Source organism: Novosphingobium sp. PASSN1, assembly GCF_002278815.1.
On record NZ_NKIS01000003.1, the window covers coordinates 437,395 to 453,829 of the forward strand.

Annotated in this window: 17 protein-coding genes and 1 tRNA gene; 10 read left to right on the forward strand and 8 right to left on the reverse strand. The window is 66.9% G+C overall.

The annotated features are described in order from the left end of the window. Window positions 1–24: 24 nt before the first annotated feature. The 10 genes from metC (at window position 25) to CFE35_RS07870 (ending at window position 9,721) form a co-directional block, all read left to right on the forward strand. Complete coding sequence (metC, locus tag CFE35_RS07825; RefSeq protein WP_292929692.1) at window positions 25–1,254, forward strand: cystathionine beta-lyase; 1,230 nt, start codon at window positions 25–27, stop codon at window positions 1,252–1,254. Then, window positions 1,251–2,177, forward strand: coding sequence for a mechanosensitive ion channel domain-containing protein (locus CFE35_RS07830; RefSeq protein WP_292929694.1), 927 nt, complete (start codon window positions 1,251–1,253; stop codon window positions 2,175–2,177). Before metC ends, CFE35_RS07830 begins: the two co-directional genes overlap by 4 nt. 194 nt (window positions 2,178–2,371) lie before the next feature. Beyond that, on the forward strand, window positions 2,372–3,142 hold the full coding sequence (gene cobA, locus CFE35_RS07835) for a uroporphyrinogen-III C-methyltransferase (protein WP_292929696.1): 771 nt from the start codon (window positions 2,372–2,374) through the stop codon (window positions 3,140–3,142). Then, the gene (locus CFE35_RS07840) at window positions 3,139–3,435 is read left to right on the forward strand and encodes a DUF2849 domain-containing protein (RefSeq protein WP_292929698.1); all 297 of its coding nucleotides are present in this window, start codon (window positions 3,139–3,141) and stop codon (window positions 3,433–3,435) included. The genes cobA and CFE35_RS07840 overlap by 4 nt, the downstream gene beginning before the upstream one ends. A 2-nt stretch (window positions 3,436–3,437) precedes the next feature. After that, window positions 3,438–5,072, forward strand: coding sequence for a nitrite/sulfite reductase (locus tag CFE35_RS07845; RefSeq protein WP_292929700.1), 1,635 nt, complete (start codon window positions 3,438–3,440; stop codon window positions 5,070–5,072). After that, window positions 5,065–5,493, forward strand: coding sequence for a DUF934 domain-containing protein (locus CFE35_RS07850; protein ID WP_292929702.1), 429 nt, complete (start codon window positions 5,065–5,067; stop codon window positions 5,491–5,493). Before CFE35_RS07845 ends, CFE35_RS07850 begins: the two co-directional genes overlap by 8 nt. After that, window positions 5,483–6,289, forward strand: a complete 807-nt coding sequence (locus CFE35_RS07855) for a phosphoadenylyl-sulfate reductase (protein ID WP_292929704.1) — start codon at window positions 5,483–5,485, stop codon at window positions 6,287–6,289. The genes CFE35_RS07850 and CFE35_RS07855 overlap by 11 nt, the downstream gene beginning before the upstream one ends. A 108-nt stretch (window positions 6,290–6,397) precedes the next feature. Further along, complete coding sequence (locus tag CFE35_RS07860) at window positions 6,398–6,748, forward strand: DUF393 domain-containing protein (protein ID WP_292929706.1); 351 nt, start codon at window positions 6,398–6,400, stop codon at window positions 6,746–6,748. Then, on the forward strand, window positions 6,745–8,100 hold the full coding sequence (locus tag CFE35_RS07865; RefSeq protein WP_292929708.1) for an AarF/ABC1/UbiB kinase family protein: 1,356 nt from the start codon (window positions 6,745–6,747) through the stop codon (window positions 8,098–8,100). The genes CFE35_RS07860 and CFE35_RS07865 overlap by 4 nt, the downstream gene beginning before the upstream one ends. Window positions 8,101–8,197: 97 nt before the next feature. After that, the gene (locus tag CFE35_RS07870; RefSeq protein WP_292929710.1) at window positions 8,198–9,721 is read left to right on the forward strand and encodes a M10 family metallopeptidase C-terminal domain-containing protein; all 1,524 of its coding nucleotides are present in this window, start codon (window positions 8,198–8,200) and stop codon (window positions 9,719–9,721) included. Here the strand turns inward: CFE35_RS07870 and CFE35_RS07875 are convergent. The 8 genes from CFE35_RS07875 to CFE35_RS07910 form a co-directional block, all read right to left on the reverse strand. Then, a complete protein-coding gene (locus CFE35_RS07875) occupies window positions 9,714–10,661 on the reverse strand; it encodes an NAD(P)H-binding protein (protein ID WP_292929712.1) in 948 nt (315 codons plus the stop codon). The two genes, CFE35_RS07870 and CFE35_RS07875, sit on opposite strands and share 8 nt — an antisense overlap. Then, window positions 10,658–11,818 (reverse strand): glutamate 5-kinase, encoded by a 1,161-nt coding sequence (gene proB / locus CFE35_RS07880; protein ID WP_292929714.1) that lies wholly within the window; start codon window positions 11,816–11,818, stop codon window positions 10,658–10,660. Before proB ends, CFE35_RS07875 begins: the two co-directional genes overlap by 4 nt. 61 nt (window positions 11,819–11,879) lie before the next feature. After that, window positions 11,880–12,935 (reverse strand): GTPase ObgE, encoded by a 1,056-nt coding sequence (obgE, locus tag CFE35_RS07885; RefSeq protein ID WP_292929716.1) that lies wholly within the window; start codon window positions 12,933–12,935, stop codon window positions 11,880–11,882. A 196-nt stretch (window positions 12,936–13,131) separates the two neighbouring features. After that, a tRNA-Ala gene (locus tag CFE35_RS07890) sits at window positions 13,132–13,207 on the reverse strand. Between the two features lie 106 nt (window positions 13,208–13,313). Continuing rightward, complete coding sequence (locus tag CFE35_RS07895; RefSeq protein ID WP_292929718.1) at window positions 13,314–14,102, reverse strand: hypothetical protein; 789 nt, start codon at window positions 14,100–14,102, stop codon at window positions 13,314–13,316. Between the two features lie 120 nt (window positions 14,103–14,222). Continuing rightward, window positions 14,223–14,966: a Bax inhibitor-1/YccA family protein gene (locus CFE35_RS07900; RefSeq protein ID WP_292929720.1), complete on the reverse strand. Its 744-nt coding sequence runs from the start codon at window positions 14,964–14,966 to the stop codon at window positions 14,223–14,225. A gap of 143 nt (window positions 14,967–15,109) precedes the next feature. Then, entirely contained in the window at window positions 15,110–15,913 is an 804-nt protein-coding gene (locus CFE35_RS07905) for a pyrroline-5-carboxylate reductase (protein ID WP_292929722.1), read from the reverse strand. A 9-nt stretch (window positions 15,914–15,922) separates the two neighbouring features. Further along, complete coding sequence (locus tag CFE35_RS07910; RefSeq protein WP_292929724.1) at window positions 15,923–16,426, reverse strand: YbjN domain-containing protein; 504 nt, start codon at window positions 16,424–16,426, stop codon at window positions 15,923–15,925. Between the last annotated feature and the right edge of the window lie 9 nt (window positions 16,427–16,435).

Genomic DNA, 16,435 nt, shown 5'->3' on the forward strand with positions numbered 1-16,435 from the left:
GGTGTTTCCGCCTATGACCGGTGCATGGCGGAACATGACAGCGACGAGTACGGCACCGGCACGCGGCTTGTGGGCGTGGGCCGGCGGGCGGAATGGACGGGCAGTGCGGATCATCCCGGCGCGGTGGTCAATCCGCCGGTCTACCGGGCGAGCACGCATCTCTATCCCGATATGGCGGCGCTTCGGGCGCATCCGGCCAACGAGGACGGCAAGTTCTATTATGGTCGGCGCGGCGCGCCGACGCAGTGGGCGCTGGCCGAGGCGCTGACGGCGCTGGAGCCGGGGGCAGAAGGCACGGTGCTTTATCCTTCCGGCGTGGCGGCGATCATGGGCGCGCTGCTCACGGTGCTGCGGCCGGGCGATGTGCTGCTGATGATCGACAACGCCTATGAACCGAGCCGGGCCATGGGGCGCGGGCTGCTGAAGGATTTCGGCGTGGAGACGCGCTGGTTCGATGCCAGCGATCCGGCGGCGTTCGAGGCAGCGATCTGCACGCGGACCAAGGCGGTGCTGCTGGAAAATCCGGGCAGCCTGACCATAGAGGTCTGCGATGTGCCCGCGCTCTCTGCCATCGCCAAGGCGCACGGGCTGACGGTGGTGCTGGACAACACCTGGGCCTCTCCGCTCGGCTTTCCGGCGCTGGAGCGGGGGGCGGACATTTCCATCATGAGCCTGACCAAGCATGTCGGCGGGCATTCGGATGCGATGATGGGCTCGGCCAGTGCAGGCGCAGACTGGTACCGGAAGCTGCGCGTCCGCGCGCAGGGGCTGGGCAATGTCGTCTCGCCCGATGATGCCGCGCTGATGCTGCGCGGGCTGCGCACGATGGGTCTGCGGCTGGCGCAGGAGACCGCCTCGGCGCTGGCGGTGGCGGAGTGGCTTTCCGCCCAGCCGGAGGTGGCAAAAGTGCTGTGCCCGATGCTGCCGGGATCGCCGGGGCATGACGTGTGGAAGCGCGATTTCTCCGGCGGGTGCGGGCTGCTGAGCTTCGTGCTGAAGGGCGGCACTTCTGCGGCGCGCGACGCGCTGATCGATGCGTTGGGGCTGTTCGGCATCGGCTATTCGTGGGGCGGGTTCGAAAGCCTTGCCACCCCGGTGGACCCTGCCCCCATCCGCACCACCAGCCCCTGGCCGCTGCCGGGGCTGGCGGACGAGGACCGGTTCGGCGTGCGCCTTTCCATCGGGCTTGAGGATACGGCAGACCTGATCGCCGATCTGGCGCGCGGGCTGCGCGTGTGGAGTGCTGCGCGATGAGCGAGTGGACCAAACTGCAGCGCAGCGTGACGCAGTGGGCGCGCTCGCTCGATGATATCGGCTTCGATGTCGGCCGCACGCACATCTCGCTGTTCAACGCGGTGTGGATGATCGTCGTCGTTGTACTTGTCGTCGTTTTCGGACGTCTGGTCGGCCGGATCGGGCGGCGGGCGGTGCGCTCGCTGAAAGGGCTCGACGGGACGCAGCGCGCGCTGGGCGAAAAGCTGGTGACGGTGACGGTGTGGACCGTCGCGGTGCTGGTGGGCATCGATGCGGTGGGGATCAACCTCACTACGCTGACGGTGTTTTCGGGCGCGTTCGGCCTTGCTGTCGGCTTTGGCTTGCAGAAGACGTTCGGCAACCTGATCGCGGGCGTGATCCTGCTGATGGACCGCTCGATCAAGCCGGGCGACGTCATCGCGCTGACCGACACCAAGGGCAGCACTTTCGGCGAAGTGAGCCGCATCGGCGTGCGCGCGGTTTCGGTGACGACGCGCGACAACCGCGAGATCCTGGTCCCGAACGAAATACTGATGACCACGCAAGTGGAGAACTGGTCGTACTCCTCGCGGCTGGTGGGGATCACCATTCCGGTCAGTGTCGCCTATGAGAGCGACCTCGATCTGGCGGAAAAACTGCTGCTGGAAGCGGCGCTGACCGTGCCGCGCGTGCTGCGCGATCCGGAGCCTTCGATCCTGCTCGACGCCTTTGGACCGAGCGCGATCCAGCTGCTCATCTACATCTCGATCAACGACCCGGAAAACGGCGTTGGCAATGTGCGATCTGACGTGCTGAAGGCGGCGTGGCACAAGCTCAAGGACAGCGGGGTGAGCATTCCGCTGCCGCAATCGGACGTGACCTTGCGGGATTCGGATGGGCTGCGATTGCTGGCCGAGGCGCTGGGGCGTGGAACCCCGAAGTAAGGCCTCTTCCTGCCCCTCCCCCGTTCGGGGGAGGCCGGGTGGGGGTGCGCGGCGCTTGCAGGATGGCTCGGTTACCCCTCCCCAACCCCTCCCCGAGCGGGGAGGGACTTGCAAGCTGGCAGCTAAAGCTCACCTAACCGCCCCCCTAGGTTTCCTCACTGGCGATTGCGGGTGCGGAGGGCCATCTGGCCCCCATGAGCAATGCGCCCCACAGAATCGGCACTGTCTACCTCGTGGGCGCTGGCCCGGGTGATCCGGACCTGCTGACCCTGCGCGCGGCGCGGCTGCTGTCTGCGGCCGAATTGGTCGTGCATGATGGGCTGGTCGATCCCGCCATCATGGCGCTGATCCCCAAGGGCGCGCGGCTGGTTTCGGTGGCCAAGCAGCGCGCGCGGCACACGATGCAGCAGGACGATATCAACGCGCTGCTGGTGCGCGAAGCGCTGGCCGGGCACGATGTGATCCGGCTCAAGGGCGGCGATCCGTTCGTGTTTGGGCGCGGCGGCGAAGAGGCGGAGGCCTGCTATGCTGCCGGGGTTCCGGTGCAAGTCGTGCCGGGCGTGAGCGCGGCGATGGGCGCGGCTGCGGCGGCGCAAATTCCGCTGACGCACCGCGAGAACGCCTCGATCGTGAGCTTCGTGGCGGGCCAGTGCAAGGGCCTCTCGGACCAGAACTGGGCAGGCCTTGCCGGCGTTGGCCGCACGCTGGTGATCTACATGGGCGTCGCCACGAGCGAGGCGATTGCCGAGAAGCTGATGGCCGATGGCCTCGCGCCCGACATGCCGGTGGCGATTATCGAGAACGCGGCGCGGCCCACGATGCGCGTGCTGCGCGGCGCGCTGGCGGGGCTTGGCGCGCTGGTCGAGGCCGAGCGGGTGAAGAGCCCTGCCCTCATCGTGATCGGCGAAGTGACCGCGCGGGAAAAGCACATGGACCTTGCAAGGATAGCGGAGAACGCTGCGTGAAGATTTTGACGGGAAATGATCTGGGCAGCGGCGATGTCGTCTGGTGGGACGGCAAGGGCTGGTCGCGCGATGTGAACGACGCGGTGGACGTGGGCGATGCCGCCGACACGATCCTCGCCGCCGAGGAAGCCGCGCGGCGCGTGAACGCAAGCTATGCGATTGCCGCCACCCGCACCGATGCGGGCGTGCGCCCCGCGCATATCAAGGACCGCATCCGGGCGCTTGGCCCGACAGTACGGCTCGACCTTTCCCTCCGCCCCGGCGATGCCGATGCCGCGAAGCAGGTGATCTGAACATGTACCAGTATGACGAATACGATCAGGCGATGGTCGATGCGCGCGTGGAGGAATTCCGCGGGCAAGTGGCGCGGCGCATGGCGGGCGAGATCACCGAAGACCAGTTCAAGCCGCTGCGGCTGAAGAACGGGCTCTACTTGCAGCTCCACGCCTACATGCTGCGCGTCGCCATTCCCTATGGCACGCTCAATGGCCGCCAGATGCGCCTGCTGGGCGATATCGCTGACAAGTATGACCGCGGCTATGGCCACTTCACCACGCGCCAGAACATCCAGTACAACTGGATCAAGCTGGAAGACGCGCCGCAGATCCTCGCGGACCTCGCGACGGTGGAGATGCATGCCATCCAGACCAGCGGCAACTGCATCCGCAACATCAGCTCCGACCACTTTGCCGGGGCGGCGGCGGACGAGCTGGTCGATCCGCGCCCTTATGCCGAGCTGCTGCGCCAGTGGTCGAGCTTCCATCCCGAGTTCGATTATCTGCCGCGCAAGTTCAAGATCGCGGTGATCGCGAGCGATACGGACCGCGCGGCGATGCGGCTGCACGATATCGGCATCCAGATCGTGGAGAACGAGGCCGGTGAGATCGGCGCGCGCTTCTATGTCGGCGGCGGTATGGGCCGCACCCCGATGATCGCGCCGGTGATCGGTGATTTCGTGCCGGTGCTGCAGATGGTGAGCTACGCCGAGGCATGCCTTCGGGTCTACAACCGCTATGGCCGCCGCGACAACAAGTACAAGGCGCGGATCAAGATCCTCGTCCACGAGATCGGCGCGGACGAATACCGCCGCCAGGTGGAAGAAGAGTTCGCGCATATCCTGACGCTGGGTCTGGAGCCTCCGCAGGCAGAGCTGGAGCGGATTGCCGCGTTCTTCGCAGATCCGGGCCTCGAGAGCGGCCTCGCCGATGGCTATGACCGCAGCGATCCCGACTTTGCGGTCTGGGCGGACCAGAACACCGCCGCGCACAAGCAGGCGGGCTACAAGGCGGTGGTCATCAGCCTCAAGCCTGCGGGCGGCATTCCGGGCGATGCCAGCGCGGACCAGATCCGCCTGATGGCAGAGCTGGCCGAAGCCTACAGCCTCGACGAGCTGCGCGTGACGCACACGCAGAACATCGTGCTGCCGCATGTGAAGCAGAGCGATCTCTACGCGCTGTGGCAGAAGCTGGATGCGGCGGGCCTCGCGACTGCCAACCTCGACCTCATCGGCGATATCATCGCGTGCCCGGGGCTGGATTATTGCAGCCTCGCCAATGCGCGTTCGATCCCGCTGGCGCAGAAGATTTCGGCGCGGTTTGCAGCGCCCGAACGGCAGCGCGAACTGGGCGAACTCAAGGTCAAGATTTCCGGCTGCATCAATGCCTGCGGGCATCACCATGCCGGGCACATCGGCATTCTGGGCGTCGACCGGAAGGGCACCGAGAACTACCAGCTTTCGTTCGGCGGCAGCGAGGCGGCGGATACGTCGCTGGGCGTGATCACCGGGCCGGGCTTCAACGAGGACGGCGTGGTCGACGCGCTGGAGAAGGCAACCGCTGTCTATCTGGCGCAGCGCAGCAAGGGCGAACGTTTCCTCGATACCTACCGCCGCATTGGCATGGCCCCGTTCAAGGAGGCGATTTATGGGTGATCTGCTGCGCTACCGCGACGACGCGGCAACCGGAGCGCCGGTGCTTTCGCTGGCGGACTTTCTGGCGGCGGACAACGCCGTCGCCGTCCGCATCGAGCCGGGCGAGGACGCGCGCAAGCTCCTGCCGCATCTCGGCCGCATTGCGCTCGTCGAGGTAAACTTCCCCGCTTATGGCGACGGGCGCGGCTATTCCTCCGCCCGCATCCTGCGTGAGGAAGGCTATACCGGCGAACTGCGCGCGGTGGGCGATGTGCTGCTCGATCAGCTCAGCCACATGAAGCGGTGCGGCTTCGATGCCTTCGCGCCCGCCAAGCCGATTGCGCCGGAAGCAGCAGAGGCAGCCTTTGCGACGTGGCCCGACGTCTATCAAAAGACGGTGGACGGCCGCTCGCCCATTTGGGCGCTGCGCCATGGGCGCTGAAAAGATCCGCAGCACGGACCGGATCGAGACCGGGCCGCGCTTCACCGAAAGTGAAGCGATCCGGCTGAACAACCTGTTTCGCGGCACCGATACGCCCGAAATGCTGCGCAGCGTCCTGCAGGACAAGCTGATCGGCGAGGTTGCGGTCGTCTCCAGCTTCGGCGCGGAAAGCGCGGTGCTCCTCCATCTGGTCGCGCAGGTGGACAAGGCGATCCCGGTGATCTTTCTGGAAACGCACAAGCATTTTGCCGAAACGGTGGCCTACCGCGATACGCTGATCACCCACCTCGGGATGACGAACCTGCTGATCGTGGAGCCGGATGCCGCAGAGCTGGCGGCCAAGGACGGCAACGGGCTGCGCTGGTCGTGGGATCCCGATGGCTGCTGCGATATCCGCAAGGTGCAGCCGCTGGCGCGCGCGCTGCTTTCGTTCGATGCATCGATCAGCGGGCGCAAGGGGTTCCAGTCTGCCACGCGCAGCGGCCTGCCGCGCTTCGAGATCGACCGGACCGATGCCGAAGGGCGGCTGAAGTTCAATCCGCTCGCTTCTTGGACTTCCGCCGATCTGGAAGCCTACATGACAGCACATGATCTGCCGCGCCATCCGCTGGTGGCGCAGGGCTATCCCTCCATCGGCTGCGCGCCCTGCACCAGCAAGGTCGCGCCGGGCGAAGACCCGCGTTCGGGCCGCTGGAAGGGCTGGGACAAAGTGGAATGCGGCATCCATGTGCCGGGTTCGCCCGCCAGCACCGGCACCGATGGCGATCTGCCGCCGGGGTATGATCCGGCGTTCTGAGGCCGGCGTTCTGAGGCCGGCGTTCTGAGGCCGGGCCGTTCAAGGCTCACCGCAATCTCACCAATGAGCAGCTTGCAGGCGGCTGGGCCAAGGGCCTAGGCGCTGGCTATGGCTGCACCTTCGCTCACTGTCTGGTATGATGGCGCCTGCCCGCTCTGCACCCGCGAGATTGCGCTGATGCGGCGGCTGGACCGGGCGCAGCGGATCGTGTTCGTCGATGTGGTGCAAGCGGAGGCTGCTTGTCCGGTTGATCGCTCGCTGCTGCTGGCGCGGCTCCATGCGCGCGAGGATGGCGTACTGCTCGATGGCGCGGCGGCGTTTGCGGCGATGTGGCGGGCGATCCCGCTGCTGAGGCCGCTGGGCCTGCTGGCGCGCAACCAGCACGTGCTCGGCGCGCTCGAATGGGCCTATGTGCGCTTCTTGCGGGTGCGCCCCACTCTTCAAAGGATGATGCGTTGAGCGACGACCGGTATCGCAAGGTTCCCACCAGCCGCCTCTCGCGCTTTTCGGCGTTCGGCCAGTTGGCGGGCGGCGTCGCGGGCGGGGTGATCGCCGAAGGGGCCAAGCGGCTCGCGCGCGGCGAGCGGCCGCAGATGGCAGACCTGCTGCTGACCCCCGGCAACGCCACGCGCGTGACCGAGCAGCTTTCGCGGCTGCGCGGGGCGGCGATGAAACTGGGGCAGATGATCTCGCTCGATGCGGGCGATCTGCTGCCCGCCGAACTGACCGCGATCCTCGCCAGGCTGCGCGATGCGGCGCACTTTATGCCGCCCAAGCAATTGCAGACCGTGCTGGCGGCAGCGTGGGGGCCGGATTGGCGGCGGCGCTTTGCGCGGTTTGAAACCACGCCGATTGCGGCGGCCTCCATCGGGCAAGTCCACCGCGCGCAGATGCACGATGGGCGCGTGGTGGCGGTGAAGGTGCAATATCCCGGCATCGCCGCCAGCATCGACGCCGATATCGACAATGTGGCGACGCTGCTGCGCGTTTCGGGCCTGCTGCCCAAATCGCTCGATATCACGCCGCTGCTGGCCGAAGCCAAGCTGCAATTGCACGAAGAAGCGGACTATGTGCGCGAGGCCGAGCAGATGCGGCGCTATGGCGCGATGCTGGCGGGCGAGGAACAGTTCGTGGTGCCAGCGCCGGTGGACGAACTGACCGGGCCGGGCGTGCTGACGATGGATTTCATCGCCTCGCGCCCGATCGACACGCTGGCTGACGCGCCGCAGGACGTGCGCGACCGGGTGATGGGCGCGATGCTTGATCTGGTGCTGCGCGAACTGTTCGTGTTCGGCTTCATGCAGACCGATCCGAACTTTGCGAACTATCGCTGGCAACCCGATACGGGGAAGATCGTGCTGCTCGATTTCGGCGCGGCGCGGCCTGTGCCTGACGAAACCCGCGCCGCCTATGCGCGGATGATGCAGGCGGGGCTCGATGGCGATCCGGCCGAACTGAAGCGCCGCATCTGCGAGGTGGGCTTTGCTTCCGAAGAGCAGATGGCGCGCCATGGGGAAGCCTTCGAAGGCGTGATCGGGGTGATCCTCGAACACGTGAACAAGGCCGCAATCTTCGATTTTGCCGACCGCAGCTTCGTGGCGCGGCTGCGCGATTTTGGCGAGCCGGTGGCGCAGGACCGCGACACCTGGCACTTGCCGCCGATGGATACGCTGTTCGTGCAGAGAAAGGTCAGCGGCACCGCGCTGCTGGCGGTGCGGATGAAGGCGCGGCTGCCGCTGCAGGCGATGGTGGCGGCAAGGCTGGCCGCCCCAGCTGCGGAACCTGCCGCGGCGGTGGCTGAACCGGCCTGATCGTCCCGCAATCGGACGAGGCCCAGGCTTTGACAGTGATTGTTTGCGCAGCGCGCGGGCAGTAGGACGGCGTAATACGCAGCCTGAGCCGTAGATCATGACGACCGCGCGGATCATCCCCGTTTTCACCAACGCGCAGATCGTGCGCGCGCTCCAGATCAATTGGGGCGGCACGCAGCAGGGCATCCTGAACGGCTGGGCGGGGCCGCGCGTGACCTATAGCGTGCCTGCCACCGCACCCGCAGACTTGTTTGGCGCGGCGGTCGAGACGGCAGGGTTCGTCGCGCCGGATGCGGTGCCACATGCCTCGGCGTCGCTCTCGCTTTCCGGCATGGCGGCGATGGCGTTCGAATTGTGGGACGATCTCATCGCGATCAGCCTCGATCCGGTGCGCGATCCGGCCCTTGCTCCGAAGGCCCAGATTTCGGTGGCCTTCTCCACCACCACGCGCGGCGGCGGGATCTACGCGCTGACCAGGGGCAGTGCGCAGCTTGCCGGAACGCTGACCCTCGATGCTGCCCGTGTCTGGCTCAATCCCGCTTGGCCCGAATTCCAGCAATGGGCCTATGGCGAGCGCGGGCTCGAAGCCGTGATCCACGAAATCGGGCACACGCTCGGCCTCTCGCACCCGGCGGTCTATGATGTGTCGGATGCGGTGATGCCGACATATGCCGAGGATGCAGGCTTTACCAAGGATACGCTGCGCTGGACGGTGATGTCGTATTTCGCCGCGAATTCGGACAATCCGGCGGTGGACCGCTTGGGCGCTCCCGCCACGAGCGATGTCAATGGGGACGGAATCAATGCCGCCACGCCGCTGATCTACGACATTCTGGCGATCCAGCAGAAATACGGCGCGGACCCGACCACGCGGACCGGGGATGACACCTATGGCTTCCACGCGAAGCTGAGCGGGCCGTGGCGGCCGGTGTTCGCGTTTGGCAGGTTGAACAACCCGGACCCGGTGATCGCGATCTATGATGCAGGCGGGCGCGATACGCTGGATACCAGCGGCTATCGCACCAGCCAGCGGATCAGCCTGGTGCCGGGCACGCTCTCGGATGTCGGCAATCTCACGCAGAATGTGGGCATCGCGTTCGGCACGGTGATCGAGAACGCGATTGGCGGTTCGGGCAACGATACGATCACCGGCAATACAGCGAACAACCGGCTTTCAGGCGGTGCAGGCCGCGACACGATGCACGGCGCGGCAGGGGCCGATGTGCTGGCAGGCGGCCCGGGGGCCGACAAGCTGACCGGAGATGCCGGCAATGATCGCTTGATCGGCGGCGCAGGCATGGACCGGCTGACCGGCGGCGCGGGGCGCGATACGTTCGTGTTTGGCGCAGCGCCGACCGCACTCAGTGAGCGTGACACGATCTATGACTTCGCCAGCGGGATCGACCGGATCGAACTGGCAGGCGCGGCCTTTGCCGGTGTTGCAACCGGTGTGCTGGTGCTGGCCAGCGCGGCGAGCCATGCGGGCGATTACTTGCTCTACGATCAGGCGAAAGGACTGCTGCTCTATGATGCCGATGGATCGAGCGCGGGGTCGGCGGTGCAGATCGCGCATCTGGTTGATGCTCCGGCGCTGGCGGCCAGCGATATCGTGGTTATTTGAGCCAGCCCGCCTCGCGGTACCACGCAGCCGTGGCATGGAGGCCTTCGCGCGTGTCGATGCGCGGGCGCCAGAGCGATGCAGGCGGCTGGGCGCCCTCGCCCACCGTCCAGTCCGGATGGCAGATGTAGCTGGCGCGGTCGGGCGTGAGCTTGGCCTTGTCGCCGCGCAGCAACCGATCAGCGCGCGCGGCGAGGTGGACCAGCCGGGGCGAGAGCGAGAGCGTGCGGATCGGCTTGTTGCGCCTGGTCCCGGCATGGACCGCCGCGCCGATGGCCTGCGCGAGGCGAACATGGGTCCATCCGCCGGGCTCGCCATCGTCAGGCTCGAACGTCTGGTGCGTGGTCTCCTCGCTGCTGGGCAGGAGAGCGATGAGCAATTGCGCCAGATCGGCAACATGGATCACCGAAAGCCGGGCCGGCGGCGGCAGCGGCACCACGCCGCGCCGCGCGAGGCGGAACAGTTCGAGCATTTCGGTATCGCGCGGGCCGAACACGGCGGGCGGGCGCACCACCGTCCAATCAAGGCCCGAGGCGCGCACCAGCTTTTCGCCGCGCAGCTTGGACGCACCATAGATCGAAAGCTGCGGTTCGCGCGCCGCGAGCGAGGAAACGTGGATCATCCGGCCGACGCCCATTTCATGCGCCGCCTCGATCACGCGCAAGGTGCCTTGCACATTGCCTTCCTCGAACCCTGCCGCATCGGGCGCATTGACCACGCCCGCGATGTGGATCACCGCGCTCGCGCCCTGCATCAGGCGCCTCAGCGCATCCGTGTCCGCCAGATCGCCGTCCACCCATTCCACGCCGCCGCGCAGGCGCTGCTTGCGGCGGGTGAGCGCGCGCACATCGAACTTTTGGCGACCGGCAGCCATCAGCACGGCCTGGCCGACGAAACCGGTCGCGCCGGTCACTGCGACGAGATCACCTCCTTCTGCGTTCACAGCATCACCAGCTGATCGCGGTGGATCAGCGCCGAGCGCGGGGCATAGCCGAGCAGCGCCTCGTGCTCCGCCGAAGCATGGCCCATCAGCGCGGCGCACTCCGCCGCATCATATTCACAAAGCCCGCGCGCGAGGACCTCGCTATCGGGGCCGAGCACGGCAATCGCATCGCCGCGCAGGAAAGTGCCATCGACCTGCGTAACCCCGGCAGCGAGCAGGCTGGAGCCGCGCGCAAGCGCCGCCACAGCGCCCGCATCGACATGGACCGCCCCCTTCATGCGCAACTTGCCGCCAAGCCACGCCTTGCGCGCGCGCGCCTTGCGCCCGGCGCGCGGGGGCGGGCAGAACAGCGTGCCGCGCTCTGCGCCAAGCGCCGCCGCGATGGGGCTTTCCGGGCGGCCGTCCATGATCGCCAGCGCGATCCCGGCCAGACCGGCGATTTCAGCGGCCTGCAGCTTCGAGGTCATCCCGCCCGAACCGAGGCCAGAGGACGAACCGGCCGTCGCCATCGCGTGAATTTCCGGCGTGACACCGCGCACCACGGGAATGCGCACCGCACCTTCCATCCGGGGATCGCGATCATAGAGCCCATCGATATCAGAGAGCAGCAGCACCGCGCTGGCCCCCGCCGCCTGCCCCACGCGCGCGGCCAGCCGGTCGTTATCGCCGAAGCGGATTTCCTCGGTGGCGACAGTGTCGTTCTCGTTGATCACCGGCACTGCCCCGGAGGCCAGCAGCGTGCCCAGCGTGGCGGTGACATTGAGATAGCGGCGGCGGTCTTCGAGATCTTCCAGCGTAAGCAGCACTTGCGCCGCGATCAGGCCATGCGCGGCCAGCAGCTCTGCCCAGAGCCCCGCGAGCGCGATCTGGCCGACAGCGGCAGCGGCCTGCGCATCGGCCAGACTGCCCCGCCCGCCGCGCGCAAGGCCCAGCTTGCGCGCGCCCAGCGCGATGGCGCCCGAGGACACGATGATGACATCCTGCCCGCGCGCGCGGGCTGCGGCGATTTCCGCCACCAGCGCCGCCAACCACGCCCGGCGCGGTTCACCATCCTTGCCCACGAGGAGCGCCGAGCCGACCTTGATGACAAGGCGCGGCGTTTCGGCGGGGTCGATCAGCTGCGGGAGACGTTCAAGAGCAGGTTTGGCGATGGACATGGTGCCCGCCGCTTAGGGGAAATGCGGCGGCGCGGGAAGGGGTGCGGGTGTCCACCGCAAATCAGATCGGCGACCAGGGCTTCTGATCTTCGGCAACTTCCATTTCGCCATCGGGCCGCTCGGTCGCGGTGGCGGCGGGGAGGTGCTCGAGGACGGCATCGAGCAGCGCGGTCATGCCTTTGCCGGTTGCGCCGGAGATGGGGAACACGCGGCGGGCACCGGCACCGCGCAGTTCGGCGCGGAAGGCGCTGACGAGTTCGGCGTCGACGGTGTCGATCTTGTTGAGCGCGATGAGGCGGGGCTTTTCATCGAGCCCGCCACCGTAGGCTTCGAGTTCGTCCTGCACGATGTGCAGAGCTTCGGCGGGATCGGTGCCGTTGATGTCGATCAGGTGGATCAGCACGCGGCAGCGTTCGATGTGGCCGAGGAACCGGTCGCCCACCCCTGCCCCTTCGGCGGCCCCGGCGATGAGGCCGGGAATATCGGCCAGCACGAATTCGCGGTTGCGGTGGCGCACGACGCCGAGCTGCGGGCGCAGCGTGGTGAAGGCGTAATCGCCGACTTTGGCCTTGGTGTTGGTGATCTGGTTGATGAAGGTGGACTTGCCCGCATTGGGCAGGCCGACGAGGCCGACGTCCGCCAGCAGCTTGAGCCGCAGCCAGACGTACATTTCCTGCCCGGGCCAACCGGGGCCGCTCTGGCGCGGGGCGCGATTGGTGGAGGACTTGTACGAGAGGTTGCCGCGCCCGCCATCGCCGCCGCGCAGCAGCACGACGCGCTGGCCCGGCTCGGTCAGATCGAGCAGCACGGTTTCGCCGTCATCGTCGATCACTTGCGTGCCGACGGGGACCTTGACGACGAGATCCTTGCCGCCCGCGCCGGTGCGGTTCTTGCCCATGCCGCCGATGCCGCGCTGGGCCCTGAAATGCTGGGTGTAACGGAAATCGATCAGGGTGTTCAGCCCGGTGACCGCCTCGAACAGGATATCGCCGCCCTTGCCGCCATCGCCGCCATCGGGGCCGCCATATTGCTCATACTTCTCGCGCCGGAAGCTGACAGCCCCCGGCCCGCCCGCGCCGGAACGAATGAAGATCTTGGCCTGGTCGAGAAAATGCATGGCAAACACTCTAGCGCAAAACGCGAAAGCTGTCGCGCATCGTGGGTGGGGTAGACCAGTATGTCGGGAAATGCCTCAGCCCGAGCCGAGAATGGTGCCGTTCGAGAACCGGCGCGCAGCGGCCTTAATGGCCGTGAGCACCGGAAGCGCAGAACGGTGCCGTTCGCAGGCCGGGATGTGGCATTTCACGGCATACTGGTGGAGCCGAGGGGGATCGAACCCCTGACCTCGTCATTGCGAACGACGCGCTCTCCCATCTGAGCTACGGCCCCGTTCCCAGTATCCTCCGACACAACAGCGCAAACGCCGCCCTGCCGGGAGCGCGGCCCTTAGCCTAGCCGGGCCGCGCTTGCCAAGCGCAAAATGCGGCGCGGCAATTCAGGGGGCAGTGCTGACGGGTGCGGCTGGCGAACCGTACTTGGCGTTCCATTCGGCCAGATCAAGGCGGTACTTTTCGTAGCGGCGATAGAAATCGTCGTAGACCACTTCGATATTGGGCAGGCTGCGCACGGCAAAGGCTTCAAGCTCGGCCGGTTTCAGCGTGATCGTTCTTGGCGCGGCAGCCTTGGCCTTGCCCTTCTTCGGGGCTGCTGCGGGCACGACCGGCGTGAGCGCGGCCAGATCACCCGTGACGGCAAGCGACGCATTGCAAAACTCGTTCATCGCGGGCGGCAGCGCGAAGTGATTGTAGACCGAAGTCATATAGGCTTCGCGCGGGGCGGTGAACTTCGCGCCGTAGCGGGCCTTGAATTCGGCATCGACCTTGCGGTTCGCCGCCATCAGCGTCGCGTTGTAGTTCTTCAGGAACAGCCGGTAGCGCGGCAGGATCTCTGCGTGCTTGGGATCGCTGCAATTGAGCGCGGCGACATTGAACGCCGAGCGCAGGTTCCACAGCATCTGCGTAGGTGAGATATTGCGGTTGACCGACTGGCGCAGGCCGCCGGCATCGAGCGGCGGGATGGTGAGATTGTCGCTCGCGCCGAAGGGCGGACGCGGCTTGGGCGGCGGCGGGGGAGGCGGCGGAGCGGGCTTGGGCGGCGGGGGCAGCGGCGCAGGCGGCGCTGTGTTCGGTCCGCAGCTTGCCAGCGCGGCGGTGAGCACCACCACCGGCAGGAAGCGGGCGAGGCGGGTAAAGGCAGGCGCGGCAGCGCGCGAGTGACGAAGCATGCGGGAAGGCCCCTCGGAGTGGTTTACCGCGCGTCTTAACCGGCTCGCCGTGCAAAGAAAATGCCCGGCGAGCCAAAAGGCCCGCCGGGCACGCTGATGTGACTCAAATAGTGCTGCGTATCAGCGGCGATCGCCCATGAATTGCAGCAGGAACGTGAACATATTGACGAAATCGAGGTAGAGCGTGAGCGCACCGAGCACGATCATCTTGCCCGCGAATTCGGTACCCGCGACCTGATCATACATCTGCTTGAGCTTCTGCGTGTCATACGCGGTCAGCCCTGCGAAGATCAGCACGCCGAGGAAGCTGATGCCCCAGGCCAGGCCCGGCGACTGCAGGAAGATGTTGATCAGGCTGGCGATCAGAATGCCGACGAGGCCCATGATCAGGAACGTGCCGAGGCCCGACAGGCTCTTCGTGGTGGTGTAGCCATAGAGGCTCAGTCCAGCGAAGGCACCGGCGGTGGCGAAGAACGTCGCGGCGATCGACGGGCCGGTATAGACCGCGAAGATCGACGAGAGCGACACGCCCATCAGCACGCTGAACGCCCAGAACAGGCCCTGCATCGTGGTGGTCGAGATGCGGTTCGCGCCCATGCTCATCACCATGACGATGGCGAGCGGGGCGAGCGCGACGACCCAGCGCAGCGGGGTGCCGAACACGGCCTCTGCCATGCCCGAGGTGGCAAACAGCAGCGCGACGATGCCCGAAAGCAGCACGCCCGATGCCATGTAGTTGTAGATCGACAGCATGTAGCGGCGCAGGCCCGCATCATACGCGGCACCGCGCCCGGCGAGACCCGCCGCAGCGCCGAAGCCTGCCGGGCTCCAGCCAGAAGGCTGGGGGTCGTTCCAGTTTGCCATGACGTACAAAACTCCGTGACGGCCCGGAATGGGCCAGTGCGACCAATATCGCCCCAAACCCGCGGGTTTTCAAGCGGAAGGGCTATAATGGATTGTGTCAAAAGGTAATAAGCTCGGGTTTTGGCCCGGCTCGGTATTCGGCCTTATCCGCCGCGCGCCGCCCGCGTCATTTCGGCGCTGCGATCCCGTGCGCCGCGCAGCGTGTCGGTGAGGAGCGTGACGAGCCGCGCATCGGCATCGAGCACGTCGATCCCGACCTGGGTAACACCGCCGGGGCTGGCGACGCGGCGGGCCAGTTCACCGGGCGCATGGGGCGATGCGGCGGCCAGCGCAGCAGCGCCCTCGACCATGGCGAGCGCAAGCCGGTCTGCCTGCGTGCGCGGCAGGCCGAGCGTGGTGGCGGCTTCTGCCAGCGCATCGATGAAGCGGTAGACGAACGCGGGGCCGGACCCGGCGAGCGCGGTGACGAGATCCATCTCGCCCTCATCGGCGAGCCATTCGGCAGGTCCGAGCGGGGCCATGAGCGCTTCGGCGCGTTCGCGCTGCGCACCGGCGGCATCGCCGAACAGCGCGACGGGAGATTTGCCGATGGCGGCGGCCAGATTGGGCATCACGCGCACGATCGCGGCGGCCTGCGGGAAGGCGGCGCGCAAGGTGGCAAGATCAACGCCCGCGAGGATCGAGAGCAGCAAAGTGCCCTCCCCCACATGCGGCGCCACTGCAGCGGCGGACGCGGCCAGTTGCTGCGGCTTGAAGCCAAGGAGGACGACATCGGCGGGCGCAGCCCCGGCAGGTGCCTCGCGTTCGAGCCGCACGCCCGGCGGGGTTTCGGCAACGAACGGATCGACCACGGTGAAGGCAGCAGGATCAAACCCGGCGGCGAGCCAGCCGACGAGCATCGCGCCGCCCATGTTGCCGCAGCCGAACTGGAGAAGGGAAAAGGTCATGGCGTTTCCTCAGGCCTCGCCCGCCGCGTCGATCAGGGCGCTGGCGAGGGCTTCGGCAGGGGTCTTGTCGCCCCAGAGCAGGAACTGGAACGCGGGGTAGAATCGGTCGCATTCATCGACGGCCGCTTCGATCGCGGTCTGCGCCTGAACGAGGCTGAGCAGGCCATCATCGCCCAGCATCAGCCCGTGGCGATAGAGCAGCACCGAGCCATTGGACCAGACATCGAAGTGGCCGAGCCAGACCTGCTCGTTGATGAGGGCCATGATCTCGAACATCGCGGAGCGCTTGTCGTCGGCCACGCGGATATCGGGGAGGCAGAGGATCTGGAGGACGTGATCCTCGGCGCGCCAGATGCAGCGCAGCTGGTAATTGGCCCAGCTACCCTGGATTTCGCCGTGAATCTCGTCGTCGGAAACGAACTCGCAAGGCCAGCCGCGCGCCTCGAACAGCGAGGCGAGCATATCGACTGGCGCCGCATCGTCGCGTTCGCTGTCTTCATGGCCGGTGCGCATCGCGTGTTC

Coding starts and splice junctions, on each gene's coding strand:
- metC (WP_292929692.1), top strand. CDS start 25: ATGGCGGAACATGACAGCGACGAGTACGGCACCGGCACGCGGCTTGTG.
- CFE35_RS07830 (WP_292929694.1), top strand. CDS start 1,251: ATGAGCGAGTGGACCAAACTGCAGCGCAGCGTGACGCAGTGGGCGCGC.
- cobA (WP_292929696.1), top strand. CDS start 2,372: ATGAGCAATGCGCCCCACAGAATCGGCACTGTCTACCTCGTGGGCGCT.
- CFE35_RS07845 (WP_292929700.1), top strand. CDS start 3,438: ATGTACCAGTATGACGAATACGATCAGGCGATGGTCGATGCGCGCGTG.
- CFE35_RS07850 (WP_292929702.1), top strand. CDS start 5,065: ATGGGTGATCTGCTGCGCTACCGCGACGACGCGGCAACCGGAGCGCCG.
- CFE35_RS07855 (WP_292929704.1), top strand. CDS start 5,483: ATGGGCGCTGAAAAGATCCGCAGCACGGACCGGATCGAGACCGGGCCG.
- CFE35_RS07860 (WP_292929706.1), top strand. CDS start 6,398: ATGGCTGCACCTTCGCTCACTGTCTGGTATGATGGCGCCTGCCCGCTC.
- CFE35_RS07870 (WP_292929710.1), top strand. CDS start 8,198: ATGACGACCGCGCGGATCATCCCCGTTTTCACCAACGCGCAGATCGTG.
- proB (WP_292929714.1), bottom strand. CDS start 11,818: ATGTCCATCGCCAAACCTGCTCTTGAACGTCTCCCGCAGCTGATCGAC.
- obgE (WP_292929716.1), bottom strand. CDS start 12,935: ATGCATTTTCTCGACCAGGCCAAGATCTTCATTCGTTCCGGCGCGGGC.
- CFE35_RS07895 (WP_292929718.1), bottom strand. CDS start 14,102: ATGCTTCGTCACTCGCGCGCTGCCGCGCCTGCCTTTACCCGCCTCGCC.
- CFE35_RS07900 (WP_292929720.1), bottom strand. CDS start 14,966: ATGGCAAACTGGAACGACCCCCAGCCTTCTGGCTGGAGCCCGGCAGGC.
- CFE35_RS07905 (WP_292929722.1), bottom strand. CDS start 15,913: ATGACCTTTTCCCTTCTCCAGTTCGGCTGCGGCAACATGGGCGGCGCG.
- CFE35_RS07910 (WP_292929724.1), bottom strand. CDS start 16,426: ATGCGCACCGGCCATGAAGACAGCGAACGCGACGATGCGGCGCCAGTC.